Origin of the sequence: Micromonospora halophytica (assembly GCF_900090245.1) — a bacterium.
Lineage (GTDB): Bacteria > Actinomycetota > Actinomycetes > Mycobacteriales > Micromonosporaceae > Micromonospora > Micromonospora halophytica.
Window position 1 is genome coordinate 66220 of the sequence record NZ_FMDN01000020.1, and the last position, 26794, is coordinate 93013.

Sequence of the window (26794 nt, forward strand, 5' to 3'; positions counted from 1 at the left end):
ATCGGTGACCGGGGTCACAGTGCCGTCGCGTGCAGGAAACCTACGGCGCATGCCGGGAGTCGAGCCATGTCGATCGGGCACACATTCGGACCGGCACGGACGGGCCCGCCCCCCACAGGGACGGGCCCGTCAGCCCCCGTTGGCGGCCGGCGCAAGGGGTCGACGGCCACCGATGGGTGGCGACATGTGGTGACGCCACCCGCGGCGCGCGGTCCACCGGCCGGGTCGATACCGGCCGCGGCCACGCGCCATGAAGGTGGACCGATCGGCGGCCGGAAACTCATCGCGGCGCCGGCCGCCCGATCGGCGCCTCAGCCGGTGAGCGCGTCGAGCGCCAGGTCGACGTCGTCGACGGTCGAGTACAGGTGGAAGGAGGCGCGGACCCGACCGGCGCGCACCGCCGCGCGGACCCCGGCCCGCGCCAGCTTCTCCTGCGCCCCGGGCACCTCGACGGTCACGATCGCGCTGTCGCCGGGCGGTCGGCCCAGTCCGGCGAGGAACCGGTTAGCCAGCGCGACGTCGTGGTCGCGGACCGCCGGCAGGCCGATCTCGGCGAGCAGTTCCAGGGCGGGCGCGGCACCGACGTAGCTGAACCAGGCCGGGGAGATGTCGAAGCGACGGGCGTCGTCGGCCAGCCGCAGCGGCGGGCCGTAGTAGGAGGAGTGCGGGTCGAGGCCCGCGTACCAGCCCGCCGCGTCGGGACGCAGCCGCTCGCGCAGTGCCGGCGCGAGGTAGCCGAAGGCCGCGCCGCGCGGCGCCATCAACCACTTGTACGCCCCGACGACCACCGCGTCGGCCAGGCCCGCGTCGAACGGCAGCCAGCCGCACGCCTGGGTGGCGTCCACCACCACCAGGGCGTCGTGCGCGCGGGCCGCGGCGACGACCTTCTCGTACTCGGCGACCGTCCCGTCGGCGGACTGCACCAGGCTGAACGCCACCAGGTCGGTGCCGGTGTCGATCGCGTCGACCAGCCCGGCCAACGGCACGGTACGAACCTCGACACCGCGCTCGGCCTGCACCAGCCAGGGGAAGAGGTTGGAGGTGAACTCCACCTCCGGGACCACCACCCGCGCCCCGGCGGGCAGCGCCGCAGCGACCGGGGCGAGCAGCTGCGACACGACGCTGCCGATGACCACGTCCGCCGCCGGCACACCGACCAGCCCGGCGAAGGCCCTGCGGGACCGCTCGGCCGTCTCCCCCCACGGCTCCCAGGAGGTACGCCCCACCCGCCAGTCCGCGAGGGCGTCCTGCACCGCCGTCCAGGCCGGCTCAGGGGGCAGCCCGTAGCTGGCGGTGTTCAGCCAACCGGGCTCCGGCTGCCACAGCTTCTGCGCCTGCTCCAGTTCCATGCGGCCGACGCTAGCCGCTCCCCCGGTGGCGGCGTCAGCGCCAATCCCGGCGTCGTGGCCCAGGTCGCCGCCGACGGTGGCCCGAACCCGGGCCTGGTCAGCCTTGACATGCTGCCCTAGGTTGGTGATCCACATCGTGACGACCTGTGAAAAGGTGATGCAGCGTGCCGGTCGGCTTCTCACTCGCCGTCATTCTCGCAATCGGGCTGGCGATCTCCGGCGCGGTGGCGGCCATCGCCCGGAACCAAGGCGTCAAGCAGGTGTCCCGGCTGGTCGCGCTCGGTTGCCTGGCCGGGGCGCTGGTCTTCACCGTAGGGTCGAGCGCACACTCCGTGCCGATCCGCTCAGTCGGGATCGTCACCAGTTTCAACAAGCCGACCGGCAAGGTGACCGGCTCCGGTCTGAAGTGGGTCGCGCCCTGGCAGAAGGTCGGCGAGTGGGACGCCGGCCGGCAGAAGTACGACCACATCGGCGGCGACCAGTGTGTTCGGGTCCGTACCGGCACCCTCGCCGACGCCTGCGTGGAGGTGCTGATCGAGTGGCAGGTCAAGCCTGAGAACGCGCCGAAGCAGTTCATGGACTACAAGGGCGACTTCGAGAGCTTCCGGGGCCAACGGGTGGGTGTGCAGCTCGACAGCGCCGTCAACGACGCTTTCGCCGTGTACAACCCGCTGGAGAAGATCGACGCCCGGACGGGCAACCTGAACGTCGACCTCAAGCCCTTCGCCGAAAAGGTACGGGGCAACGCCGAGGCGCGGCTCTCCGGCGACGTCGACGTCCTCTCCGTGACCATCACCCGGGTCAACCACGACGAGAAGACCGAGGGCAACATCAAGGTCTTCCAGGACAAGCTCGCGCAGACCCGCAACCTCGAACAGGACCGGAAGAACGCCGACATCCAGAAGCAGATCACCGAGACCAACGCCAAGGTCGACAAGGTGTCCCGCTGCCTGGAGATCGCGGAGAAGAACGGCAGCAGCCCCGGGCTGTGCATCAACCCGGGGATCGTGACCGGGGGCAAGTGACGACCGAACGAAGCGGTCGGCACCTACGGCGGCCAGCAGGACCCGCCGGCCGCCGACCCGCGACCACGGGGCTGCTGCCCGCGGTCGCGCGGCGATCCCGCGTCAGCTGACGTTGGCCGGGCCGAGGACGCTCTTCAGGTCGCCCATCAGCGCGGTCGTCGGGGCGACCCGGAACGGTCCGAGGCGCAGGGTGGTGGTCTTGCCGCCGTTGAGGAGCTTGACGTGGACCTCGGTGTCGCCGGGGTGCAGCACCAGGGTTTCCTTGAGCCGTTCGACCAGCGGCGGCGTACACCGGTGCACCGGGATGGTGAGGGTGACCGGTTTGTTGGCCGGGTTGCTGCTGATGTCGGGCATGGACATGTCCATGGCCATGATGCGCGGGGTGTCGTCGCGGCGGTCGACGCGGCCCTTGACCACCACGATGGCGTCCTCGGCGATGTACTGGCCGATCACCTCGTAGGTGTTGGGGAAGAAGAGGGTCTCCACGCCGCCGGCGAGGTCTTCCAGGGTGGCCGAGGCCCAGGCCCGACCCTGTTTGGTGACCCGGCGCTGCACGCCGGAGAGGATGCCGGCGAGGGTGACCACCGCGCCGTCGGGCACGGTGCCCTCCTCCGACAACACGGCGATGGTGCAGTCCGCCGCCGCGCCCAGGACGTGCTCCAGGCCGAAGAGTGGGTGGTCGGAGACGTACAGGCCGAGCATCTCGCGTTCGAAGGCGAGCTTGTCGCGCTTGTCCCACTCGCTGTCGCCGATGGTCGGCATGACGGTGGTGCTGCCGCCGGTGTCGGCGTCGCCGAAGCCCGTGCCGAAGAGGTCGTACTGGCCGACGGCCTCCTTGCGCTTGACGTCGGCGTACGCGTCGATGGCGTCGGCGTGCACGGCGAGCAGGCCCTTGCGGGGGTGCCCCATCGAGTCGAACGCGCCGGCCTTGATCAGTGATTCGATGGTCTTCTTGTTGCAGACCACCGCGTCGACCTTGGACAGGAAGTCGTAGAAGTCGGCGTACTCGCCCTTCTCCTGACGGCACCGCATGATCGAGGCGACCACGTTCGCGCCGACGTTGCGCACCGCGGCCAGGCCGAAACGGATGTCCTTGCCGACCGGGGTGAACGGCCCGGCCGAGGTGTTGACGTCCGGCGGCAGGACCTGGATGCGCATCCGGCGGCACTCGGACAGGTAGAGCGCCATCTTGTCCTTGTCGTCGCCCACCGAGGTGAGCAGCCCCGCCATGTACTCGGCCGGGTAGTGCGCCTTCAGGTACGCCGTCCAGTACGACACCAGCCCGTACGCGGCGGAGTGCGCCTTGTTGAAGGCGTACCCGGCGAACGGGACCAGGACGTCCCACACCGCCTGGATGGCCTCGTCGGAGTAGCCGCGCTCGCGGCAGCCGTCCCGGAACGGGATGAACTCCTTGTCGAGGATCTCCTTCTTCTTCTTGCCCATCGCGCGGCGCAGCAGGTCCGCCTGGCCGAGCGTGTAACCGGCGAGGATCTGCGCGGCGCGCTGCACCTGCTCCTGGTAGACGATCAGGCCGTGGGTCGGCGCCAGGATCTCCCGCAGCGGCTCCTCCAGCTCCGGGTGGATCGGGGTGATCTCCTGCAGGCCGTTCTTGCGCAGCGCGTAGTTGGTGTGCGAGTCCACGCCCATCGGGCCGGGCCGGTACAACGCCAGGACGGCGGAGATGTCCTCGAAGTTGTCCGGCTTCATCATCCGCAGCAGCGAGCGCATCGGCCCACCGTCGAGCTGGAAGACGCCGAGGGTGTCGCCCCGGGCCAGCAGTTCGTAGGCGGCCTTGTCGTCCAGCGGCAACCCCAGCAGGTCCAGCTTCTCGCCGTGGTTGAGCTCGATGTTCTTGACCGCGTCGTCGATGATCGTCAGGTTGCGCAGGCCGAGGAAGTCCATCTTCAACAGCCCGAGCGACTCACACGTCGGGTAGTCGAACTGGGTGATGATCGCCCCGTCGGCGTCGCGGCGCATCAGCGGGATGTGCTCGATGATCGGCTCGGCGGACATGATGACGCCGGCGGCGTGCACGCCGGTCTGCCGGATCAGCCCCTCGATGCCCTTGGCCGTGTCGATGACCTTGCGCACGTCCGGGTCCGACTCGTACAGGCCCCGGATCTCGCCGGCCTCGGCGTAGCGCGGGTGCTTCGGATCGAAGATGCCGGTGAGCGGGATGTCCTTGCCCATCACCGCCGGCGGCATCGCCTTGGTGATCCGGTCACCCACCGCGTAGGGGAAGCCGAGCACCCGGGCCGAGTCCTTGATCGCCGCCTTCGCCTTGATCGTGCCGAAGGTCGCGATCTGGGCTACCTTGTCCTCGCCCCACTTCTCGGTGACGTACTTGATCACCTCACCGCGCCGACGCTCGTCGAAGTCGATGTCGACATCCGGCATCGAGACCCGCTCGGGGTTGAGGAACCGCTCGAAGATCAGCCCGTGCGGGATCGGATCGAGGTCGGTGATGCCCAGCGCGTACGCGACCAACGAGCCGGCGGCCGAGCCACGACCCGGACCCACCGCGATGCCCTGGCTCTTCGCCCACTGGATGAAGTCGGCGACCACGAGGAAGTACGACGGGAAACCCATCTGGTTGATGACGCCCAGCTCGTACTCCGCCTGCACGACGTGACCCTCGGGGATCCCGCCCGGGTAGCGACGGGCCAGCCCGGCGAACGTCTCCTTGCGGAACCAGGACTCCTCGGTCTCCCCCTCCGGCACCGGGAAGCGCGGCATCAGGTTGCGGAACTCGAACATCCCCTTCGGGTCGACCTTCTCGGCGACCAGCAGGGTGTTGCGGCAGCCCTGCTGCCACAGTTCGGAGGAGTCGACCGCGCGCATCTGCTCGGCGGACTTGACGAAGTAGCCGCCGCCCTCGAAGCGGAACCGGTTCGGGTCGTCGATGTTGCTGCCGGTCTGCACGCAGAGCAGCACGTCGTGCGCGGTGGCCTGGGCCTCGTGGGTGTAGTGCGAGTCGTTGGTGACCACCGGCGGGATGTCCAGCTTGCGGGCGATCTCGACGAGCCCGTCACGGACCCGGCGCTCGATCTCGAGGCCGTGGTCCATGATCTCCAGGAAGTAGTTCTCCTTGCCGAAGATGTCCTGGTAGCTCGCGGCCACCTTCAGCGCCTCGTCGAACTGGCCCAGCCGCAGCCGGGTCTGCACCGCGCCGGACGGGCAGCCCGTGGTCGCCATGATCCCCTCGGCGTGCTCGGCGATCAGCTCCATGTCCATCCGGGGCCACTTGACGTAGTGGCCCTCCATGGAGGCGCGCGAGTTGAGGGTGAAGAGGTTCTTCAGGCCCGTGGCGTTGCGGGCCCACATGGTCTTGTGGGTGATCGCGCCGTTACCGGAGACGTCGTCGCTCTTCTGCTCCGGCCGACCCCACTTGACCCGCGCCTTGTGGTAGCGCGACTCCGGCGCCACGTACGCCTCGACGCCCAGGATCGGGGTGATCCCGGCGGCCATCGCCTGGTTGTAGAAGTCGTTCGCGCCGTGCATGTTGCCGTGGTCGGTGATCGCCACCGCCGGCATGCCGAGCCGGTTGGCCTCGGCGAAGAGGTCCTTGAGCCGGGCCGCCCCGTCGAGCATCGAGTACTCGGTGTGTACGTGCAGATGCGCGAACGAATCGCCCATGCGTGGCGCCCCCCGGGGTGTGGATCAAGGCTGCGTCGGATTCGACCGGCCCACCCTACCGAGGTGCCCTGCAGGGCTCCACCGTCCGCGCCGGGGCGGTGGCACGAGTCTCTCGACGCGACCGGATCCGCCCTGTCACCTCGGCGACCGGTCACACCGGGGCCGCGACGAAGCGGGCAGCGGACGGTCGCCTCCGGGCGCGTCGCGACTGCGGCAGTGGTGTGCCATACCAATAGTGTGTGCCGCACGGTATAGTGCGAAGCATGGTTAGCGACGAGATCCTGCGGACCCACCTCCAGGAGTTGCGCCGCGGCACCGTCGTGGTGGCGAGCCTGGTCGCCCTGCGTCACCCCGACTACGGCTACGCGCTGCTGCAGCGCCTGACCGCACACGGCTTCCCGGTCGACGCCAACACGCTGTACCCGCTGCTGCGCCGGTTGGAGGAGCAGGGGTTGCTGACCAGCGAGTGGAACACCGAGGAGAGCCGGCCGCGCAAGTTCTACCGGACCAGTGCCGACGGTGAGGCGGTCCTGGCACGCCTGCTCGACGACCTCGCCGCCGTGCAGACCTCCGTCACCGGGCTTATCGAAGGAGCCAAGCGATGACCTCCCTGACCGACCGCTACGTCGCCGCGACCCTGCGGACGGTGCCCGCGCCGCGCCGCGCCGAGATCGCCGACGAGCTGCGTGCCTCCATCAAGGACATGATCGAGGGGCGGGCCGCCGCCGGGCAGGACGCCGATGCCGCCGAACGGGAGGTGCTCACCGAACTGGGCCACCCCGACCGGCTCGCCGCCCGCTACGTCGACCGGCCGCTGCAGCTCATCGGCCCGGCGTACTACCTGGTCTGGCAGAGCCTGCTGCGCCGGCTGCTCACCGTGATCCCGGCCGTCGTCGGCGTGGTGGTCGGGGTGCTCAAGGCGACCGTGGGCGACGAGCCGGAGGCGGCGGTCGGGGCCGGCATCGTCGTCGCCTTCCAGACCGGTGTGCAGATCGCCTTCTGGGTGACGCTCAGCTTCGCGGTGCTGGAACGCACCCGCACCCCGCTCACGCTGCCCGAATGGAGCCCCGACCAACTGGCCGAGGCGCCAGTCGAGCGGGACGTGAAGCTGAGCGACACCTGCGCCTCGATCGCCTTCCTGCTGATCACCCTGGCATTCCTGCCCTGGCAGCACCTGCGCTCCTGGGTCTCCGACACCGACGGCAGGGGCCTGCCGCTGCTCGACCCGGCACTGTGGACGTCCTGGCTGCCGGTGCTCGCCGTCGTGCTGGTCCTGTCCATCGGCCTGGAGTTGGTGAAGTACCGGCTCGGCGGGTGGACCTGGCCGCTGGTCGGCCTCAACGCCCTGCTCAACCTGGCGTTCGCCGTGCCGCTGATCTGGCTGCTGGCCACCGAGCGCCTACTCAACCCGGACCTGGTCGACCGGTTCGAGTGGCTGCGCGAGGGCGGACTGGAGATGGTCGGCCGGGTGACGATCGTGGTCGTCGTGGTCATCACCGTCTGGGACGTCGTCGACAGCGTGGTCAAGGCCCGCCGGCACACCCGCTGACCCTCGGCGGCACCGCCGGCCCGGCACACCGGAAGGTGCCGGGCCGGCGCTCGACCGGCCGCCTGCGCGGGGCCGGGGACGGTGAGGAGGTCGGCGAGTACCTCCGGGAGCCGGGGGCGCGGCGTCGCCTCCTCGGCCACGCCCCGACGATCGACCGCCACCGGCCGTACCATCGTCACCAGGGCAGACGTACGGCGACGAGGAGCGGCCATGGAGTGGATCATCGGGTTGGCGTGCCTGGCGCTGGTCGTCGTGGCGGTGCTCGGCTTCGGCGTCGCCATCTACAACGGGCTGGTGCGCGCCCGCAACGCCTACCGCAACGCGTTCGCCCAGATCGACGTGCAACTCGCCCGCCGGCACGACCTGGTCCCCAACCTGGTCGAGGTGGCCAAGGGCTACCTCAGGCACGAACGGGAGACGTTGGAGGCGGTCATCGCGGCCCGGACGTCCGCGGTCAACGCGCAGGCCAACGCCGCCGCGGCCCCGGGTGACCCCACCGCCATGCAGCAGCTCAGCGGCGCGGAGGGCATGCTCACCGCGAGCCTGGGACGGTTGTTCGCGCTGGCCGAGGCCTACCCGGACCTCAAGGCCAACCAGAACATGATGCAGCTGTCGGAGGAGCTGACCTCGACGGAGAACCGGGTGGCCTTCGCCCGGCAGGCGTACAACGACGCGGTGATGACCTACAACAACAAGCGCGAGGTGTTCCCCTCCAGCGTGGTGGCGGGGATGTTCTCGTTCGGCCCGGCAGCGCTGTTCGAGCCGGACGACCCGCAGCAGCGCCAGGCCCCTCAGGTCTCCTTCTGACCGCCCGTACCGACCGATGAACTTCTTCGAACGCCAGCGCCGGGTACGCCGGCTGTCGGTACGGCTGGTGCTGCTGTTCGTCCTGGCGGTGGTGGGCATCGTGCTGGTGGTGGACCTGGCTGCGGTGGTGGCGTTCAACGCCACCGCCGCCCCGGCACAGGAGCTGCTCGGGCTGATCGCGGTGGTCACCGTCGGCACCCTCGCCGCGATCGGGCTGGCCGCGCTGTTCCGGACCGTGGCGCTGCGCGGCGGCGGCGGGAAGGTGGCCCGCGAACTGGGCGGAGTACCCGTTCCGGCGGACACCACCGACCCCGAACTGCGCCGGCTGCGCAACGTCGTCGAGGAGATGGCGCTGGCCTCGGGGGTGCCGGTGCCCGAGGTGTACGTGCTGCCGGACGAGCCGGCGATCAACGCCTTCGCCGCCGGCTGGACACCGTCGGACGCCGCCGTCGCGGTCACCCGCGGCGCGTTGCGACGACTCAACCGGGACGAGCTGCAAGGGGTGATCGCCCACGAGTTCAGCCACGTCGTCAACGGCGACATGCGGCTCAACATCCGGCTGATGGGCCTGCTGTTCGGCATCCTCTTCCTCGCGGTGATCGGCCGCGGCCTGCTGCGCGCCGGCATCCTCGGCGGCGGCCGCAACCGCGGGGGCGGCGGGGGCGCCAACCCACTGCCGCTGGTCGGGCTGGCGATGGTGGCCGCCGGTTACGTCGGGGTCCTCGCCGGGCGGCTGATCCAGGCGTCGGTGTCCCGGCAGCGGGAGTACCTCGCCGACGCCTCGGCGGTGCAGTACACCCGCCAGACCCAGGGCATCGCCGGGGCACTGAAGAAGATCGGCGGGGTCGCCGAGGGGTCGGAGCTGAAGGCCCCCAAGCGCGACGAGGTCGGCCACATGCTGCTCGGAGAGGCCACCGGCCGGGCGTCCTGGTTCGCCACCCACCCGCCGCTGGCCGACCGGATCAGGGCGTTGGACCCGTCGTTCGACCCGGCCGAGCTGTCCCGCCTCGCCCGGCAGTGGGCGGCATCGCCCCCCTCCGGCCGGCAGGAGGACGTCGCCCTCGGGCTGGCTCCGCGTGACGTGTCGACGGCGGCTGCCACCGGGCCGGCCGGAGAGACGCCGCCGACCCCCGGGCGGGCATTGCCGGTGGAGGGCCTGCAGGTGCCCGTCGCACCCGCCGAGGTGCTGGACCGGGTGGCCGCCCCGACCGGGACCGCATACACGCACGCGGCGGCGATCCTGGACCGGATCCCGCCGGAGCTGCTGGACCGGGCACGAGACCGGGAGGCGGTCGTGCCGCTGCTGCTCGGTCTGCTGCTCAGCGGCGACCCTGGGGTACGCCGACACCAGCACGCCGCCCTGGCCGACCGGCACGGACCCGGCCCGGCCGACGCCGCCCTGCGGGCGGCCGACACCGTGGCCGGGCTGCACCCGGCATTCCGGCTGCCCCTGGCCGAGCTGGCTTTCCCCGCCCTGCGCGACCGCCCGGGCCCGGAGCTGGAGTCGCTGCTGGCGAGCGTCTTCACGGTGATCCGTGCCGACGGTGCGATCGACGTCTCCGAGTACTGCCTGTCCCGGCTGCTGCTGAACGGACTCCAGGAGTCGCTGCACCCGGACTCGCGCTGGCGTGCCGACCGGCGCAGACTCACCGACGCCCGTTCGGCGGCGGCCTCCCTGCTGACCGTCCTCGCTCAGGCCGGGCACACCGAGCGGGCCGCCGCGGAACGGGCCTTCGCCGCCGGTGTCGCGGCGCTACGGCCCGGGACGACCCTGCCGTACTCGCCGCCCGACGACGGCGTCCTCGCGTTGGAGACCGCCTGGCCGGTGCTGGACGGGCTCCGCCCGAGCGACAAGGAACGGCTGGTCGCGGCGACGGTCGCGGTGATCAGCCACGACGGCACGATGACCGTGCCCGAGATCGAGCTGCTGCGCACCGTCTGCGGGCTGCTGCACTGCCCGCTGCCCCCGATGGCGGGCGACGGGGTCGGCTGAACGTCAGCCCGCGTCGCCGGCCGGTGGGGCCGCGGCGAGCCGGTCCGGGCCGCAGGGTGGTCGAACGATCGCGGGGGCGGAGCCGTGCCGGCCGCACGGGAAGGCGCCGTGGTCGGGGAAGCCGAACTCGGCGTCCGGCGGCAGGTGGAGCGCGAGCAGGTCGGCGGAGTCCTCGACGCAGATCGTCGGGCAGTCGAACCACACCTGGCCGCGCAGCACCTCGCGCCGGACGACCACGTCGCCCGGCGCGAGGTGCCGCCGGTCACGACCGGGTCAGCCGACCGCCGCCATGATCTCGTCGGAGACGTCGAAGTTGGCGTAGACGTTCTGCACGTCGTCGCAGTCCTCCAGCACGTCGATCAGCTTGAAGATCTTCCGGGCGCCCTCCTCGTCCAGCGGCACGTTCACGCTGGGGATCAGGGAGGATTCGGCCGACTCGTACTCGAGGCCGGCGTCCTGCAGGGCGGTGCGGACGGCGATCAGGTCACCCGGCTCGGAGACCACCTCGTACGCCTCACCGAGGTCGTTGACCTCCTCGGCGCCGGCGTCGAGGACCGCCATCATCACGTCGTCCTCGGTCGTCCCGGCCTTGGGGACGATCACCACACCCTTGCGGGAGAACATGTACGACACCGAGCCGGCGTCGGCGAACGAGCCGCCGTTGCGGGTCAGCGCCGTCCGCACCTCGGTCGCGGCGCGGTTGCGGTTGTCGGTGAGGCACTCGATGAGCAGCGCGACGCCGTTCGGGCCGTACCCCTCGTACATGATCGTCTGGTAGTCGGCGCCACCGGCCTCCAGGCCGGAGCCCCGCTTGACCGCGCGGTCGATGTTGTCGTTGGGGACCGAGTTCTTCTTGGCCTTCTGGATGGCGTCGTAGAGCGTCGGGTTGCCCGCCGGGTCGCCGCCGCCGGTCCGCGCCGCGACCTCGACGTTCTTGATCAGCTTGGCGAACATCTTGCCGCGCTTGGCGTCGATGACGGCCTTCTTGTGCTTGGTGGTCGCCCACTTTGAGTGGCCGGACATCTGTTACCTCCGTTGCTACCGTCGTCCGCATCGACCGCACCGCGCACGCCCCGTTCCCGCCGGCGCACGCGGACGGTGCCGGTCAGCCCTGCGGCAAGCCGTGGCGGGCAGATGGCCCTGCCGAATCTCGGCAATCCTACCGACGTCCGCCCGGCCGGTGTCACGCGCCGCGCGCCGCGACACCGCCCCGCCCGCCCTTATCGGGACAGACGGGGCGAAAGCGCTGGTCGGTCAGTCGACAGGATGTTCAAGCGGCGCGGACCAGGTCCACGAAGTACCGGTGCAGCCGCAGGTCGCCGGTGAGCTCGGGGTGGAACGAGGTGGCCAGCAGGTTGCCCTGCCGGACCGCGACGATCCGGTCGGCGGCCGGGCCGTCGGTGACCCGGCCCAGCACCTGCACGCCCGCGCCGACCCGCTCCACCCACGGGGCCCGGATGAACACCGCGTGGAACGGCTCGCCCTCGACCCCGGCGATCCGCACCGGCGCCTCGAACGAGTCGACCTGCCGGCCGAACGCGTTGCGCCGCACGGTCATCTCGATGCCGGCGAAGCCACGCTGGTCGGGCCGACCGTCCAGGACCTCGCCGGCCAACATGATCATGCCGGCGCAGGACCCGTAGACCGGCATTCCGCCGGCGATCCGCTTGTCGATCGGCTCGCGCATCTCGAAGATGTCGGCGAGCTTGCTCATGGTGGTGGACTCGCCGCCGGGGATGACCAGCCCGTCGACCGCGTCGAGCTCGGCCGGACGGCGGACCGGCCGGGCGTCCGCGCCGACGCCGGCCAGGGCCGCGACGTGCTCGCGGACGTCACCCTGGAGGGCGAGCACACCGATGGTCGGTGCGTCGCTCATGCGTGTTGTCCTCTCGTCGTCGGCCCGGTGCGGGCCGCCGTGACCGGTCGCTCGTGGGTGCGTTGCCGCGCGGTCACCAGCCCCGCTCGGCCAGCCGGTGCGGCTGCGGGATCTCGTCGACGTTGATGCCGACCATCGCCTCACCCAGGCCGCGGGAGACCTTGGCCAGCACGTCCGGGTCGTCGTGGAAGGTGGTGGCCTTGACGATCGCGGCGGCGCGCTGGGCCGGGTTGCCGGACTTGAAGATGCCGGAGCCGACGAAGACGCCCTCGGCGCCGAGCTGCATCATCATGGCGGCGTCGGCCGGGGTGGCGATGCCGCCCGCGGTGAAGAGCACCACCGGCAGCTTGCCCGTCCGGGCGACCTCCTTGACCAGCTCGTACGGCGCCTGCAGCTCCTTGGCGGCGACGAAGAGCTCGTCCTCCGGCAGGAACTGCAGCCGGCGGATCTCCTGCCGGATCTTGCGCATGTGGGTGGTGGCGTTGGAGACGTCGCCGGTGCCGGCCTCGCCCTTCGAGCGGATCATGGCCGCACCCTCGGTGATCCGGCGCAGCGCCTCACCCAGGTTGGTGGCGCCGCAGACGAAGGGGACGGTGTACGCCCACTTGTCGATGTGGTTGGCGTAGTCGGCCGGGGTCAGCACCTCGGACTCGTCGATGTAGTCGACGCCGAGCGACTGCAGGATCTGGGCCTCGACGAAGTGGCCGATGCGGACCTTGGCCATGACCGGGATGGAGACGGCCGCGATGATGCCGTCGATCATGTCCGGGTCGCTCATCCGGGAGACGCCGCCCTGCGCGCGGATGTCGGCAGGCACACGCTCCAGCGCCATCACGGCGACCGCGCCGGCGTCCTCGGCGATCTTGGCCTGCTCGGGGGTGACCACGTCCATGATCACGCCGCCCTTGAGCATCTCGGCCATGCCGCGCTTGACGCGGGCGGTGCCGACGACCGGCGTGGCGGTGGCGTTCGGGGAGGTGGTTTCGGGCACGGGTTATCGCTCCTCGGACCTTCGGGGGGGGGGCTGGCTAGTGCGATGCTACGACGGGCTCAACGCCACTCCGACAGCCAATCAGCCCCACGGTGGCCTGCACTGTGGCCGTCATCACCCGGGCCGCGCAGGCCAATCGGCGCCCCGGAAACGGTCACCGGGGACCACCCGGCAGGAACCGGGCGGGTCAACTCGCGGGAGCCTCGGCGGGCACGGTGAGGGTGGGGTCGTCGACGTCGAAGTAGCGAGGCCACTCGTGCCCCCGCCCCATCCGCAACAGCCGCACCAGCGGGCGGCTGCGGGCCGCCCGGGCATCCCGGACGAGGTCGGTGTGCACCTGGCGGGCCAGAGCCAGCCGGCGGCTCGCCGCGATCACCGCCTCGCAGGCCGGATCGGCCGGATCGAGGGCGATCGTGCGCAGCTGACGGGTCAGGTCGTTCTCGGCGGCCTCGCGCTCCTCCGGGGCGGCGTCCAGGGCGATCCGCGCCGCCGCGTACAGCTCGACGCCGTACCGCTTCTCGGCCAGCACCGCGGCCGCCGCCGCGCGGCGCAACAGGTGCGCGTCGAGCGCCCGGGCCGCCGACTCCGCCCGGGCCTGCAACCGCGCGACCCGCCCGGCCGTCCAGACCAGGTACACGACGACCAGGGCGACCAGGACGGCGCCGCCCAACGCCCACCACAGGTGCGGCATGGTCGTGTTCACACCGCCCCGCCCAGTCCCGCCCACTCCTGATCGATGACCCGGCCGTCGGTGGCCTCGATCGCCGCCGCGTACACCTCGATCACCCGGCGGGCCACCACCGGCCAGTCGTAGTGCGCCACCACCTGGTCGCCGCAGGCGGTCAGCGCGCCCCGCTGCTCCGGGTCGTCGAGCAGCTCGGCCAGGGCGGCCCGCAGGGCCGCCGCGTCGCCGGTGGGGAACAGCCGCCCGGCCCGCCCGCCGTCGAGCACCCGCCGGAACGCGTCGAGGTCGCTGGCGACCACGGTCGCGCCCGCCGCCAGCGCCTCGGTGAGGATCATCCCGAAGGACTCCCCACCGGTGTTCGGGGCGACGTAGAGGTGCAGGCTGCGCAGCATCCGCGCCTTGTCCGACTCGGGCACCATGCCGAGGAAGGTCACCCGGTCGCGCAACTCGGCCGGGAACCGGCCGTACAGGTCGTCCGGGTCGCCCGGCCCGGCCACCAGCAGGCGCAGCCCGGGCCGGTGCGGGGCCAGCGCGACGAAGGCGTCGGCCAGGATCGGGAAACCCTTGCGGGCCTCGGTGAACCGGCCGAGGAAGCCGATCGTGCCGCCCGCGCCCGGGGCGCACTCCCCCGGCCAGCCGGGCAGCGGCTCCACGCCGGCGAACTTCGCCACGGCGACCCCGTTGGGGATCTCCACCGCGCCACCGTCCATGTGCTCGACCTGCACCTTGCGGGCCAGGGCGCTGACCGCGATCCGGGCGGTGATCCGCTCCAGCACGATCTGCAGCACCCCCTGGGCGGCGGCGAGCACCCGGGACCGGGTCATCGCGGTGTGGAAGGTGGCAACCACCGGGCCCCGGGCGGAGAGCACGGCGAGCATCGACAGGCTCAGCGTGAGCGGCTCGTGCACGTGCAGCACGTCGAAGTCGCCCCGGATGATCCACCGGCGGACCCGCGCCGTGGAGACCGGGCCGAACGCGATGCGGGCCACCGAACCGTTGTACGGCAGCGGCACCGCCCGCCCCGCCGACACCACGTACGACGGCAGCGGCGAGTCCTCGTCGGCCGGGGCGAGCACGCTCACCTCGTGGCCGAGCCCGATCAGCGCCTCGGCGAGGTCCATGACGTGGTTCTGCACCCCGCCGGGCACGTCGAAGGAGTACGGGCACACGATGCCGATCCGCATTGCGCCCGCTCCCTCAGTTCGTCCCGGTGGTGGCCGGCGGCTGCGCCGAGGGGCGGGAGCCGCCGTCGGTCGCCGCGCGCTGGTCCAGCCACATCCGCTGCAACATGTGCCAGTCTTCCGGATGGCGGGCGATCCCGGCCGCCAGACCGTCGGCAATCCGCTGGGTGACCGTGCGGACCCGGGCGTCGAGCGGGGCGGAGTCCGGGTCGGGCAGCGGCAGCGGACCCTCGATCGACGCGCACGCGGCGTCCGGTTCGTACCACATCGAGGCGACGTAGAGGGGCGCTCCGGTGCGCAGGGCCAGCAGCGCCGGCCCGGCGGGCATCCGGGTCCGGCCGCCGAAGAAGTCGACCTCGATGCCCCGGGCGGAGAGGTCCCGGTCGGCCAGCAGCGGCACCACCGTGCCGGCACGCAACCGGTCCACCAGCACGTCGAAGGCGGGACGCGGACCGCCGTGGGTGGGCAGAATCTCCATGCCCAGCCCCTGCCGGAAGGCGAGGAACCGCTCGTAGAGCCCCTCGGGCCTCAGCCGCTCGGCGACCGTGGTGATCGGCCAGCCGGTGGCCGCCACCCAGGCGCCGGCCGCGTCCCAGTTGCCGGCGTGCGGCAGCGCCACCACCGCACCCCGGCCGGCGGCCACGTCGGCGGAGAGCCGGTCGACCCCCTCCGGGGCCAGCCGGAACCCGGCGAGGATCTCGGCGCGGCTCAACGCGGGCAGCCGGAACGCCTCCATCCAGTACCGGGCGTACGAGCGCAACCCTCGCCGGACCAGGTCGTCCAGCTCGACCTCGGGCAGGTCGGGGCCGACCACCCGGCGCAGGTTGGCGCGCAGTCGGGCCGTACCGCCGCCGCCGGCGCGGTGCGCGCGGTCGGCGCCCGCCCGGAACGCCGCGGCCACGACGGGCCGGGGCAGCGCCCGGACCACGCGCCACCCGGCGACGTAGCCGAGCTCGGTGAGGTTCACTCCTGGCCGACCCGCTGGGCCTGCCGGTACACGTGGGCCATCCGCTGCCCGACCGTGAAGATCGAGACGGCGGCGAGCAGCCAGAGCGCGATCTCCAGGGCCGGGTCGACACCGAGGCCGGTGAGCAGACCGCCGACGCCGACGATGAGCAGCCGTTCGGTGCGCTCGGCGATGCCGACGTCGCCGCTCATGCCGAGCCCTTCGGCCCGTGCCTTGACGTAGGAGACCAGCCCGCCGGCGGCGAGGCAGAGCAGCGCGGCGGCCACCCCCGAGTGGTTGCCCTCGGTGGCCAGCCAGTACGCGACCGCGCCGAAGACCGCGCTGTCGGCGATCCGGTCCATGCTCGAGTCGAGGAAGGCGCCGAACCGGGTGGAGCCGCCGCTCATCCGGGCCATCGTCCCGTCGAGCAGGTCGGTGAGCGCGAAGACGGTCACGATCAGGGCTCCGGCGACCAGGTCGCCCCGGGCGCCGAAGCCCAGTGCGCCGACGAGCACGCCGACGGTGCCGGTCACGGTGACCGCGTTGGGGGACACGCCCGCGCGGAGCAGGCCGCGCGCGACCGGCTCCACGACGCGGGTCATCCCCGCGCGGGCCGTCACTTGGAAGATCTTCGCCATGGCGGTCCCACGATAACGGCCGGCACCCGGCGGCGATACGGCCACCTCGTCCGACCCGCGTGGCGGAGGCTTGTGCCGCGTCGGCAACGGGTGTGAGATCGAGTGTGGGAGGTGAGCCAGTTCACCGACCGAACGGCCGGAGTACCCGTCGTCCAGGAGAGCACCGGAGGATATCGCCGCGGCACCCGCCCGGGCCCGCTTCCCGTCGCGCGCGGCGGTCGCCACCAACCACGGCTGAGGGAGGTGCGCCGCGATGGCGCAGAAGAACCAGGAGAAGGGTGTCACCGGCGGCACGCCGGTGGTGACCGAGCCCGGCAGGGTTCGCAACGTGGTGCTCGTCGGGCACTCCGGAGCGGGCAAGACGACCCTGGTCGAGGCGCTGCTCGCGGCCAGCGGCACGATCGGCCGGGCCGGCACGGTCACCGACGGCACCACCGTCTGCGACCACGACCCCGCAGCGGTACGCCAGCAGCGCTCGGTGAGCCTGGCGTGTGCCCCGCTCGTCCACTCCGGCGTCAAGGTCAACCTGCTGGACACCCCCGGGTACGGCGACTTCGTCGGCGAGCTGCGCGCCGGGCTGCGCGCCGCCGACGCCGCGCTGTTCGTGGTCTCCGCCGTCGACGGGATGGACATGGCCACCGCCGCCCTCTGGGAGGAGTGCGCCGCGGTGGACATGCCGCGCGCCGTGGCGGTCTCCCGGCTGGACCACCCGCGCGGCGACTTCGACGAGGCGGTGGCGCTCTGTCAGCGGGTCTTCGGTGACAACGTGCTCCCGCTCCACCTGCCGATGCTCGGCGACGACGGCGAGTCGGTGGCCGGGCTGATGGGCCTGATCACCCGGCGGGTCTTCGACTACTCGCAGGGCCTGCCCGCGGCGGTGCGCGAGCCGGACCCGGAGCACCTGCCGGCGATCCTGGAGGCCCGCAACGAGCTGATCGAGGGGATCATCGCCGAGAGCGAGGACGAGACCCTGATGGACCGCTACCTCGGCGGCGAGGAGATCGACACCGAGGTGCTCGTCACCGACCTGGAGAAGGCGGTGGCCCGGGGCCACTTCTACCCGGTGGTGCCGGTCTGCGCGGAGACCGGCGTGGGCCTGGACGTGCTGCTCGACGGGCTGGTCGCCGCGTTCCCCTCGCCGCTGGAACACGAACTGCCCGCGGTCACCGGGGTGGACGGCTCCCCCCGCCCGCCGTTGGTCTGCGACCCGGACGGCCCGCTGGTCGCCGAGGTGGTCAAGACGACCGTCGACCGGCACGTCGGCCGGGTCTCCCTGGTCCGGGTCTTCTCCGGCACGCTCCGCCCCGACCAGGTGGTGCACGTCTCCGGGCACGGCATGGCCGAGCGCGGGCACCCCGACCACGACGCCGACGAGCGGGTCGGGCACGTCTACAGCCCGCTGGGCGCGACGCTGCGCGAGGTGCCCGCCGCCGTCGCCGGCGACATCTGCGCGATCACCAAGTCGGGCAGCGCGGAGACCGGTGACACCGTCTCGGCGAAGGACGAGCCGCTGCTGATCGCCCCGTGGGAGATGCCCGAGCCGCTGCTGCCGGTGGCGATCGTGGCCAAGAGCCGGGCCGACGAGGACGCCCTGGCCCGCAACCTGGGCCGGCTGGTCGCCGGTGACCCCACCCTGCGGCTGGAACGCAACCCGGAGACCCACCAGCTGGTGCTCTGGTGCATGGGCGAGGCGCACGCCGACGTCGTGCTCGACCGGCTGCGCACCGGCGGCGTGGAGCTGGAGGCCGAGCCGGTCCGGGTGTCGCTGCGCGAGACGCTGACCGTGCCCGCCCGGGGGCACGGCCGGCACGTCAAGCAGTCCGGCGGCCACGGCCAGTACGCCGTCTGCGACATCGAGGTGGAGCCGCTGCCCCGGGGCGCCGGCTTCGAGTTCGTCGACAAGGTGGTCGGCGGGGCCGTCCCGCACAACTACATCCCCTCCGTGGAGAAGGGCGTCCGGGCGCAGATGGAGCGCGGCCTGGTGGCCGGGCACCCGGTGGTGGACCTGCGGGTCACCCTGGTCGACGGCAAGGCGCACAGCGTGGACTCCTCCGACGCGGCGTTCCAGACCGCCGGGGCCCTCGCGCTGCGCGACGCCGCGGAGAAGGGGCAGCCGGCGCTGCTGGAGCCGGTGGACGAGGTGGTCGTCCGGGTGCCCGACGGCTCGGTCGGCGCGGTGATGGGCGACCTGTCCGGCCGGCGCGGCCGGGTGCTCGGCACCGAACCGGACCCGGACGCCGAGGGGCGCAGCCTGGTCCGCGCCGAGGTGCCCGCCACCGAACTGCTCCGGTACGCGGTCGAGCTGCGCTCGATGACCTCCGGCACGGGCACCTTCCGCCGCGGGTTCGCCCGGTACGAGCCGATGCCTGCCCACCTCGCCGAGCAGCTCCGCAAGGAGCACACCGCCCGCCCCTGACACCCACCCGCACGCACGCCGCGCCCCCACGCCGCGCCCCCACGCCGCGCCCCCGCAAGTTCAGGGAAACAGTGGCCATCCCGCGTCGGACAGCCACTCTTTCCCTGAAACAGTGCGGCCCCTGGGCGGGCCGGCGGGTGAGGCGCGGGGCGGTCAGGGGCGCACGGCGGGGACCGGGGGCATCGGCCAGTACGGGCGGTCGGCGTCGCGCAGGGCGGCGGCGCGCAGCCCGGCGAGCCGCCGTTCCACCTCGGCGAAGTGGTCCGGGGCGAGCGGACCGAGGCGCAGCGCCGCCGCGTTCTCCTCGACCTGGGCGACGGTGCGGCAGCCGGGGATCGGCACGGTCCGGCCGCTGCGTGCCCACAGCCAGCCCAACGCGCCCTGGGCGAGGGTCCGGCCGTCGGCCGTCAGCGCACCGCGTACGGCGGCGACCCGGCGCAGCCACTCCGGTGCCGGCCGGCCGCCCCGGAACCACTCCAGCCAGGTCGGGGCGAGGCCACGCACGTCGTCGCGGGGCAGCGTCGACTCCGTCGTGTACTTGCCGGTGAGCAGCCCCATCCCGAGCGGGCCCCGGTTGACGCTGGCCAGGTCGTGCTTGTCGCAGGCCGCCAGCATGGCCGGGGTGTCCCGGAGCACCGACAGGCTGTGCTGCACGGCGGTGGCGCGCGGCGCCGCCTCGGCGAACGGCGCGACCCGGTCGGCCCGGTCGGTGCTCCAGCCGTACGCCCGGATCAGCCCGTCGGCGACCAGGTCCTCCAGCGTGCCCAGCAGCGCCTGCACCCGCGGCAGCGGCAGGTCGCCCAGGTGCAGCTGGTAGAGGTCGATCCGGTCGGTGTCCAGCCGGCGCAGCGAGTCGACGACCGCCCGACGCAGGTACGCCGGGGAGGCGTCCTCACCGGTGGCCTGCCGGGTCCGCTCGTCGAACGTGTAGCCCCACTTCGTGGCGATCACCGCCTCGTCCCGGCGGCCGGCGAGGGCCCGGCCGAGGATGCGCTCGCCGTGCCCGGCCCCGTACGTGTCGGCGGTGTCGAAGAGGGTCACGCCGAGGTCGAGCGCCCGGCGGACGGCCCGGACCGACTCCTCGTCGTCGACCCTGCCCCAGCCCAGCGGCCGGCTCCCCTCGGCCCAGGGGCCACCGATCGCCCAGCACCCCATGCCGAGGGCGCTGACCTCGATGCCGCTGCGGCCCAACGTCCGTGTCGTCACCGCCGCATCCTGTCACCTTCAGGGCCGGGGCGGACAGGAACGTCACCGACCGTGCGGAATCGAACACAGTGGACGGCGCGGCGTGGTCACCGCGCGCAGCGACGGGCGGCGTCGTCGCCGCTGCTGCTGCCCGCCCCCGGCCGTCACGCGGCGTCCTCGGTGCCCTTGACGACGAAGCGGCGGACCGCGTGCCTAGCGAAGGGTGGCGTACGCCAGCGGCAGCGGGTCGGGTTGGCCGTCCCAGGTGCCGGTGAGCGTGGCGGCGCCCGGCCGGTCACTCGCCACCAGGCGACGCGGCACGACCAGTTCGACCGCGTCGGTGACGATGACCGTCGGGTCGGCGTCCACCACCCCGCGCAGCGCGCCCACGGCCGGCGGGGCGGCCACGGCGGGGCCGGTGATGGCGATACCCATGCTCGGGGCGCGACGCTCGCGCACCCCGTCGACCTCGAAGAACTCCTCCGCCTGGCCGGCGCCGGCCAGGACGGCCGAGGCGAGCGCGGCGGAGTAGACCGGGTCGCCGCAGGCGTCGTACACCCAGCGCCGCCCCAGCACGGAGTGGTGCGTGGTGCCGATCAGCCGGTCGCCGCCGCCGTCCAGCGGCGCGTCGCGGTAGGTGAGCGGGACCTGGTGCACCGGCCCGTCGCCGACCCGGACCAGCATCGTCTCGATGCCGACGGCGCCGGCCGGGTCGTCGAAGCGGTACGCCGCCACCCGGGTGACGTCGCCGCCGGCCGGCCCGTGGAACCAGTCACGGCCGGGCAGCCAGGTCGCCAGGAGGTCGAGCTTGGAGGGGCGCAGTTCCGCGCGGTGCAGCAGGGCCATGCGACAAGATCGTAATGGTGGGGCCGGTCGCCGTGGGGGCGGCGCGGTCAGCGTGCCGGGGCAGCCGGGGCGGGGCGCGGGCGGCTCAGCTGGGCCAGGCCCTGGCGAAGAGCTCACGGGTGTCGCCGAGCACCTGCGGCAACACCTTCGTGCGCCCGATCACCGGCATGAAGTTGGCGTCGCCGCCCCAGCGCGGCACCACGTGCTGGTGCAGGTGCGCGGCGATGCCGGCGCCGGCGACGCCACCCTGGTTCATGCCCAGGTTGAAGCCGTGCGCGTTGCTGACCTTGCGGACCACCCGCATCGCGGTCTGCGTGAAGACCGCCAGTTCACCCGTCTCCTCGGCGTCGAGGTCGGTGTAGTCGGCGACGTGCCGGTAGGGGCAGACCAACAGGTGGCCCGGGTTGTACGGGTAGAGGTTGAGCACGGCGAAGACGTGCTCGCCGCGGGCCACCACCAGGCTCTGCTCCGGGGGCAGGCCGGGTGCCAGGCAGAACGGGCAGCCGGTGGGTTTCTCGTAGCCGCCCTCGGGGCGGTCCTCCCCGGAGATGTACGTCATCCGGTGCGGCGTCCAGAGCCGTTCCAGCCCGTCGGCCAGGCCGCTGTCCATGTGCCGTTCCACCCCTGTCACGACACCGATCCTACGTTCCCGGCGGGCGGCGCTCGGCGACGCCGGGGGCCGGCCCGTACCCCTGCTCCCGACCCATGGGACGGGTGTCCGTCGCGCGCCGGACGACCCCGGGAGCGGGGTGCGTTCAGGGGACGGATAGGGGGTGGAGATTCTTGACCGAATTGTGAACGGACTTGAAGAATCCATTCGCACACATCACATCATCCACTGTCGATGGGAGTCGTTGTGAGAACCGCATTCCGCAGGATCGGCCGGGCGTTCGTCGCCTGTACCCTCGCCGCGGTCACCACCCTCGTCGGGGTGGTGGCGACGAGCAGCGCGGCGCAGGCCGACGGCTGCTACACCTGGGGCCGCGTCCTGAAACAGGGCGTGGTGGGCGAGGACGTCCGGCAGCTCCAGATCCGGCTCGCCGGCTACCCGGGCTACGGCGGAGTGCTCTCCCTCGACGGGTCGTTCGGCCCGGCCACCCGCTCCGCCCTCATCCGCTTCCAGCAGGCGTACGGGCTGAGCGCGGACGGCGTAGCCGGCACGCAGACCTTCAACCAGCTCTACGCGTTGCAGGACAACGACTGCACCCCGGTCAACTTCAGCTACGCGGAGCTGAACCGGTGCAACAGCACCTGGTCCGGCGGCGCGGTCCCCGCGAGCACCGCCAAGTTCAACGCGTTGGTGTCGATGTGGAAGCTCCAGGCCATGCGGAAGGCCCTCGGCAGCGTGCCGATCACCGTCAGCAGCGGCTTCCGCAGCTACTCCTGCAACAGCGCGGTCGGTGGATACTCCAACAGCCGGCACCTTTACGGCGACGGCGTCGACCTCGTCGGGTCGCCCTCGTTCTGCCGGCTCGCCCAGCAGGCCCGCTACCACGGCTTCGGCAACATCCTCGGCCCCGGCTACCCGAATCACAACGACCACACCCACCTCGGGGCGATCGGCGGCTGGTCCGCGCCGACCTGCGGCATCTGACGCCCGACGACCCGTCGACGAAGGTCCCCCCGCCAAGCCGGGCGGGGGGACCTTCGGTGCGTCGCGGGGCGCTCCGCCCGACCAGCGCCGGGCAGCAGCGGGTCAGGCGGCGGACGGGCCGGCGTTGGTCCGGGAGCCGACGACGTCGCGCACGTGCGCCACCGCCTCGGCCACCGGCACGCCGTTGCGCTGCGAGCCGTCCCGGTACCGGAAGGAGACCGTGCCGGCCGCCACGTCGTCGTCGCCGACGATCACCATGAACGGGATCTTCTGCTGCTGCGCGGTGCGGATCTTCTTCTGCATCCGGTCGTCACCGGTGTCCACCTGGGCACGGACGCCCTCGGCGCGCAGCGCCGCCACGAACTCGTGCAGGTAGTCGGTGTGGTCCTCACGGATCGGGATGCCGACCACCTGCACCGGGGCCAGCCAGGCCGGGAACGCGCCCGCGTAGTGCTCGGTGAGCACACCGACGAAGCGTTCGATCGACCCGAACTTGGCGCAGTGGATCATGACCGGCTGCTGCCGGGTGCCGTCGGCCGCCTGGTACTCCAGCCCGAAACCCTTGGGCTGGTTGAAGTCGTACTGGATCGTCGACATCTGCCAGGTACGGCCGATCGCGTCCTTGGCCTGCACGGAGATCTTCGGGCCGTAGAAGGCCGCGCCACCGGGGTCGGGCACCAGGTCCAGCCCGGTCTCGCGCGCACACTGCTCCAGCACCGCGGTCGCCGTCGCCCAGTCCTCCTCGGTGCCGACGAACTTCTCCGGCTTGGACTCGTCGCGGGTCGACAACTCCAGGTAGAAGTCGTCGATGCCGAAGTCCTTCAGCAGGCCGAGCACGAAGCTCAACAGGTGCTTGACCTCGGCCGGCGCCTGCTCCTTCGTGCAGTAGGAGTGCGAGTCGTCCTGCGTGAAGCCGCGCACCCGGGTCAGCCCGTGGATGACGCCCGACTTCTCGTACCGGTACACCGAGCCGAACTCGAACAGCCGCATCGGCAGCTCACGGTAGGACCGCCCGCGCGACCGGTAGATCAGGTTGTGCATCGGGCAGTTCATCGCCTTGAGGTAGTAGTCCGCGCCCTCGAACTCGATGGGCGGGAACATCCCGTCGGCGTAGTACGGCAGGTGACCCGAGGTGTGGAAGAGGCCTTCCTTCGAGATGTGCGGGGTGCCGACGTACTGGAAGCCCTCCTCGATGTGGCGGGCGCGGACGTAGTCCTCCATCTCCCGCTTGATCACACCGCCCTTGGGGTGGAAGACGGGCAGGCCGGAACCGATCTCGTCGGGGAAGCTGAACAGGTCCAGGTCCGCGCCGAGCTTGCGGTGGTCGCGCCGGGCGGCCTCCTCCAGCAGCTTCAGGTACGCCTTGAGCTCGTCCCGGGTCGGCCACGCGGTGCCGTACACCCGCTGCAGCTGCGGGTTCTTCTCCGAGCCGCGCCAGTAGGCGGCGGCCGAGCGCATCAGCTTGAACGCGCCGATCAGCCGGGTGTTCGGCAGGTGCGGGCCACGGCAGAGGTCCGACCAGCAGACCTTCTCCTCGGTCGCGGCGAGGTTGTCGTAGATGGTCAGCTCGCCGCCGCCCACCTCCATCACCTCGGAGGAGTCCAGCCCCTCCCCCTTGACGTCGATCAGCTCCAGCTTGAACGGCTCCGCGGCCAGCTCGGCCTTGGCCTGCTCCAGGCTGTCGAAGCGGCGGCGGCGGAACCGCTGCCCGGACTTGACGATCTCCTGCATCCGCTTCTCGAGCCGGCCGAGGTCGTCCGGCTGGAACGGCTTGTCCACCGCGAAGTCGTAGTAGAAGCCGTTCTCGATCGGCGGGCCGATGCCGAGCTTCGCCTCCGGGAAGACGTCCTGCACGGCCTGGGCGAGCACGTGCGCGCATGAGTGGCGCAGCACGTTCAGACCGTCCGGGGTGTCGATCGCGACCGGCTCGACCGTGGTGTCCTCGGCCGGCATCCAGTCCAGGTCACGCAGCTGGCCCTGCGGGTCACGGACCACCACGATCGCCTTCGGGTTGGTGGCGGGCAGCCCGGCCGCGGCCACCGCGTCGGCCGCCGTCGTCCCGGCGGCGACGACGACGGGGTCGGCCACTGCGGGGGTACGGGGTGCGGACACGGTGACTCCTCAGCTGCAGACGGTACGGATGTGCCGGGGTCCGGCTCCTGCGATGCTATCGGTCGCCCCCTTCCGCCCGGTCGTCGGGAAAGGAAGGGCCCGGATGTCGTCCCGCCGGCGGTTGAACCTTTTCCGCTTCCCGTCCGAACTACCGGGTGTGGCCGGAGCCGGTGCCGGCCGGGTGGAGACGGATGGGGGCACGGATGGCGACGACCCGCAGTGGCAGCCGGCGGGGCCGGACCGTACTCGTGCTGGCCACGGCCGTGGCCGGCGTGCTGGGCTGGCCGGGGGCCGCGTCGGCGGCGGGCGTGACGACCACGCCGACGCAGGCGGCGCAGGGCGAGGCGGTGACACTACGCCTGGTGGTGCCCGAGGAACGGCCGGGCGCGCGGACCGAGAAGATCGAGTTCAGGCTGCCGGAGGACGCCCCGGTCGGCGAGGTCTACCCGCTGTCGGTGGACGGCTGGGCGCCGCTGATGACCTCCCGCACCCTGGACCGGCCGGTGGCCGGGATCCACGCCCCCGGCGTCACCACGGTGACCGCCTCGGTGGTGTGGACCCGGGCCGCCGGCGCGCCGGTGCCCGGCCCGGCCCGCCTCTCGGTCGCCATGGGGCCGCTGCCGCGGACCGACCGGATGGACTTCGAGGTGGTGCAGACGTACTCGGACGGCACGGTGGTCCGCTGGGCCGACCGCAGCGGCGGGGCGCACCCCGCGCCGACGTTGACCCTGCTGCCGGCGGCGGCCGGGGCCGCGGCCGGGCACCCGCACGGCGGCGCGGCCGGGGACCCGCACGGCGGCGCGGCCGGGGAGCCGGCCGGGGCGGCGCGGGCCGACGGCGACGACGGGCCGAGCGCGGACGTGCTGCTCGGCGGCGGGCTGCTGATCGGCCTCGGCGGGGGCGCGCTGATCGGCTGGGCGGTGAGCCGGGCGCGGCACCGGGCCGAGCCGGACGACGACCAGCCGGAGAGCGAGCCGTCGACCGACGAGTCGCGTCCGGCGGCCGAGCCGGTGGGGTCACGCTGAGGTCAGCGCACCCACTCCGGCAGCGGCTCCCGGGCCGCCAGCCAGCCGTCCGGCACGCCGCCCGGGGTGCCCACCCCGGTGTACGCGGCCACCACCGAGCCGACGATCGCGGCGGTGGTGTCGACGTCCCCGCCCGCCTCGACGCAGGCGCGGACCGCCGCCGGATAGTCGGCGAGGTGGGTGGCGGCCACCCAGAGCGTGAAGGCGACGGTGTCCTGGGCGGTGACCCGGGAGCCGTTGCCGAGCCCGTCGACCGCCTCGGCGAGCGGTCGGCCGAGCAGGCCGGCGGCGCGACGCACCCCCCGGGCCACCTCGGCGGCGGGATCGAGCGCGGCGGCGACCGCGGCCAGCAGCCGGGCCGGGTCCGGCCGGTCGCCGTCGAGCCGGGCGCGGGCGGCGAGCGAGGCGGCGACGGCCACCGCGACCGCCCCGGCGATCCCCTCCGCGTGGGCGTGGGTGACCTCGGCCGACGCCCGGGCCCGGGCCGCCGCCTTCGCGGTGGAGTCGGCGTACCAGGCGCCGAGCGGGCCGACCCGCATCGCCGCGCCGTTGCCGCAGGAGCCCTGCCCGTCGAAGGCCGAGGCGGCGGCGACCGGCCACGGTGTGCCGGTCCGGATGAGCCGCAGGATCGTCACCGCGCCCGGCCCGTACCCCCGGTACGGCTCACAGCGCTGCGCGAAGGCGAGCGCGAGCCGGTCGGCGTCGACGTCGCCGTGCTCGGCCAGCTCCGCGACCACGGAGCAGGCCATCTCCGTGTCGTCGGTCCACTGCCAGGGTGGCGGGGGCAGCCGCCCGGCCGCGACGTCGGCCGGGTGCCGCCCCGGCACGAAGAACTGCGATCCCAGGGCATCGCCGACCGAGAGGCCGGCGAGGCTGTCGCGGGCCAGGGCCGCCCTGGCGTCGGGAAACAGCGTGAAGGTCATCGTCGTGCCAGCTTGCC

23 protein-coding genes are annotated in these 26794 nt (G+C 72.7%); 8 read left to right on the forward strand and 15 right to left on the reverse strand.

What is annotated here, in order from left to right; translation table 11 throughout:
• Positions 1–311: 311 nt before the first annotated feature.
• A complete protein-coding gene (locus tag GA0070560_RS22250; RefSeq protein ID WP_091301151.1) occupies positions 312–1349 on the reverse strand; it encodes an aminotransferase class V-fold PLP-dependent enzyme in 1038 nt (345 codons plus the stop codon).
• A 164-nt stretch (positions 1350–1513) separates the two neighbouring features.
• On the opposite strand from GA0070560_RS22250, the gene GA0070560_RS22255 reads away from it, so the two are divergent.
• Positions 1514–2374, forward strand: a complete 861-nt coding sequence (locus GA0070560_RS22255) for an SPFH domain-containing protein (RefSeq protein WP_091301082.1) — start codon at positions 1514–1516, stop codon at positions 2372–2374.
• A gap of 102 nt (positions 2375–2476) precedes the next feature.
• On the opposite strand, the gene dnaE is transcribed toward GA0070560_RS22255, so the two are convergent.
• The gene (gene dnaE / locus GA0070560_RS22260; RefSeq protein ID WP_091301084.1) at positions 2477–6010 is read right to left on the reverse strand and encodes a DNA polymerase III subunit alpha; all 3534 of its coding nucleotides are present in this window, start codon (positions 6008–6010) and stop codon (positions 2477–2479) included.
• 263 nt (positions 6011–6273) lie between these two features.
• On the opposite strand from dnaE, the gene GA0070560_RS22265 reads away from it, so the two are divergent.
• The 4 genes from GA0070560_RS22265 to GA0070560_RS22280 all read left to right on the forward strand — a co-directional run bounded on the left by GA0070560_RS22265 (position 6274) and on the right by GA0070560_RS22280 (position 10359).
• Entirely contained in the window at positions 6274–6615 is a 342-nt protein-coding gene (locus tag GA0070560_RS22265) for a PadR family transcriptional regulator (RefSeq protein WP_091301085.1), read from the forward strand.
• On the forward strand, positions 6612–7559 hold the full coding sequence (locus GA0070560_RS22270) for a permease prefix domain 1-containing protein (protein WP_091301087.1): 948 nt from the start codon (positions 6612–6614) through the stop codon (positions 7557–7559). Before GA0070560_RS22265 ends, GA0070560_RS22270 begins: the two co-directional genes overlap by 4 nt.
• A 210-nt stretch (positions 7560–7769) precedes the next feature.
• On the forward strand, positions 7770–8366 hold the full coding sequence (locus tag GA0070560_RS22275) for a LemA family protein (protein ID WP_170839526.1): 597 nt from the start codon (positions 7770–7772) through the stop codon (positions 8364–8366).
• A gap of 16 nt (positions 8367–8382) precedes the next feature.
• Positions 8383–10359, forward strand: a complete 1977-nt coding sequence (locus GA0070560_RS22280) for a M48 family metallopeptidase (RefSeq protein ID WP_091301089.1) — start codon at positions 8383–8385, stop codon at positions 10357–10359.
• 3 nt (positions 10360–10362) lie between these two features.
• Here GA0070560_RS22280 and GA0070560_RS22285 read toward each other — a convergent pair whose 3' ends face one another.
• The 8 genes from GA0070560_RS22285 to pgsA form a co-directional block, all read right to left on the reverse strand.
• The gene (locus tag GA0070560_RS22285) at positions 10363–10596 is read right to left on the reverse strand and encodes a hypothetical protein (protein WP_245675648.1); all 234 of its coding nucleotides are present in this window, start codon (positions 10594–10596) and stop codon (positions 10363–10365) included.
• A gap of 36 nt (positions 10597–10632) precedes the next feature.
• On the reverse strand, positions 10633–11382 hold the full coding sequence (locus GA0070560_RS22290) for a YebC/PmpR family DNA-binding transcriptional regulator (protein ID WP_091301091.1): 750 nt from the start codon (positions 11380–11382) through the stop codon (positions 10633–10635).
• A 247-nt stretch (positions 11383–11629) separates the two neighbouring features.
• Positions 11630–12235, reverse strand: a complete 606-nt coding sequence (gene pdxT / locus GA0070560_RS22295; RefSeq protein WP_091301092.1) for a pyridoxal 5'-phosphate synthase glutaminase subunit PdxT — start codon at positions 12233–12235, stop codon at positions 11630–11632.
• Between the two features lie 73 nt (positions 12236–12308).
• Complete coding sequence (pdxS, locus tag GA0070560_RS22300; RefSeq protein ID WP_091301094.1) at positions 12309–13226, reverse strand: pyridoxal 5'-phosphate synthase lyase subunit PdxS; 918 nt, start codon at positions 13224–13226, stop codon at positions 12309–12311.
• A gap of 187 nt (positions 13227–13413) precedes the next feature.
• Positions 13414–13917 (reverse strand): hypothetical protein, encoded by a 504-nt coding sequence (locus tag GA0070560_RS22305; RefSeq protein WP_091301154.1) that lies wholly within the window; start codon positions 13915–13917, stop codon positions 13414–13416.
• An 8-nt stretch (positions 13918–13925) separates the two neighbouring features.
• Positions 13926–15095: a glycosyltransferase family 4 protein gene (locus GA0070560_RS22310; protein ID WP_091301096.1), complete on the reverse strand. Its 1170-nt coding sequence runs from the start codon at positions 15093–15095 to the stop codon at positions 13926–13928.
• Between the two features lie 13 nt (positions 15096–15108).
• Positions 15109–16059, reverse strand: a complete 951-nt coding sequence (locus GA0070560_RS22315) for a phosphatidylinositol mannoside acyltransferase (protein ID WP_091301098.1) — start codon at positions 16057–16059, stop codon at positions 15109–15111.
• A complete protein-coding gene (gene pgsA / locus GA0070560_RS22320) occupies positions 16056–16676 on the reverse strand; it encodes a phosphatidylinositol phosphate synthase (RefSeq protein WP_091301100.1) in 621 nt (206 codons plus the stop codon). Before pgsA ends, GA0070560_RS22315 begins: the two co-directional genes overlap by 4 nt.
• A gap of 253 nt (positions 16677–16929) precedes the next feature.
• Here pgsA and GA0070560_RS22325 point away from each other — a divergent pair, with 253 nt between their 5' ends.
• Positions 16930–19092 carry an elongation factor G-like protein EF-G2 gene (locus GA0070560_RS22325; RefSeq protein WP_091301102.1) on the forward strand — a complete coding sequence of 721 codons (2163 nt, stop codon included), beginning with the start codon at positions 16930–16932 and terminating at the stop codon, positions 19090–19092.
• Between the two features lie 153 nt (positions 19093–19245).
• Here the strand turns inward: GA0070560_RS22325 and GA0070560_RS22330 are convergent, their stop codons facing one another.
• The 3 genes from GA0070560_RS22330 to GA0070560_RS22340 form a co-directional block, all read right to left on the reverse strand.
• The gene (locus GA0070560_RS22330) at positions 19246–20247 is read right to left on the reverse strand and encodes an aldo/keto reductase (RefSeq protein ID WP_091301156.1); all 1002 of its coding nucleotides are present in this window, start codon (positions 20245–20247) and stop codon (positions 19246–19248) included.
• 243 nt (positions 20248–20490) lie between these two features.
• Positions 20491–21123, reverse strand: a complete 633-nt coding sequence (locus GA0070560_RS22335; protein WP_091301105.1) for a CG0192-related protein — start codon at positions 21121–21123, stop codon at positions 20491–20493.
• Between the two features lie 85 nt (positions 21124–21208).
• Positions 21209–21754, reverse strand: coding sequence for an HIT family protein (locus tag GA0070560_RS22340; RefSeq protein WP_091301107.1), 546 nt, complete (start codon positions 21752–21754; stop codon positions 21209–21211).
• 225 nt (positions 21755–21979) lie between these two features.
• Here GA0070560_RS22340 and GA0070560_RS22345 point away from each other — a divergent pair, with 225 nt between their 5' ends.
• Complete coding sequence (locus GA0070560_RS22345) at positions 21980–22717, forward strand: D-Ala-D-Ala carboxypeptidase family metallohydrolase (protein WP_245675649.1); 738 nt, start codon at positions 21980–21982, stop codon at positions 22715–22717.
• A 102-nt stretch (positions 22718–22819) separates the two neighbouring features.
• Here the strand turns inward: GA0070560_RS22345 and thrS are convergent, their stop codons facing one another.
• Positions 22820–24829 carry a threonine--tRNA ligase gene (gene thrS, locus GA0070560_RS22350; protein ID WP_091301111.1) on the reverse strand — a complete coding sequence of 670 codons (2010 nt, stop codon included), beginning with the start codon at positions 24827–24829 and terminating at the stop codon, positions 22820–22822.
• A gap of 203 nt (positions 24830–25032) precedes the next feature.
• On the opposite strand from thrS, the gene GA0070560_RS22355 reads away from it, so the two are divergent.
• A complete protein-coding gene (locus tag GA0070560_RS22355; RefSeq protein WP_091301113.1) occupies positions 25033–25854 on the forward strand; it encodes a DUF1775 domain-containing protein in 822 nt (273 codons plus the stop codon).
• A 2-nt stretch (positions 25855–25856) separates the two neighbouring features.
• Here the strand turns inward: GA0070560_RS22355 and GA0070560_RS22360 are convergent, their stop codons facing one another.
• Complete coding sequence (locus GA0070560_RS22360; protein WP_091301115.1) at positions 25857–26777, reverse strand: ADP-ribosylglycohydrolase family protein; 921 nt, start codon at positions 26775–26777, stop codon at positions 25857–25859.
• Positions 26778–26794: the final 17 nt, after the last annotated feature.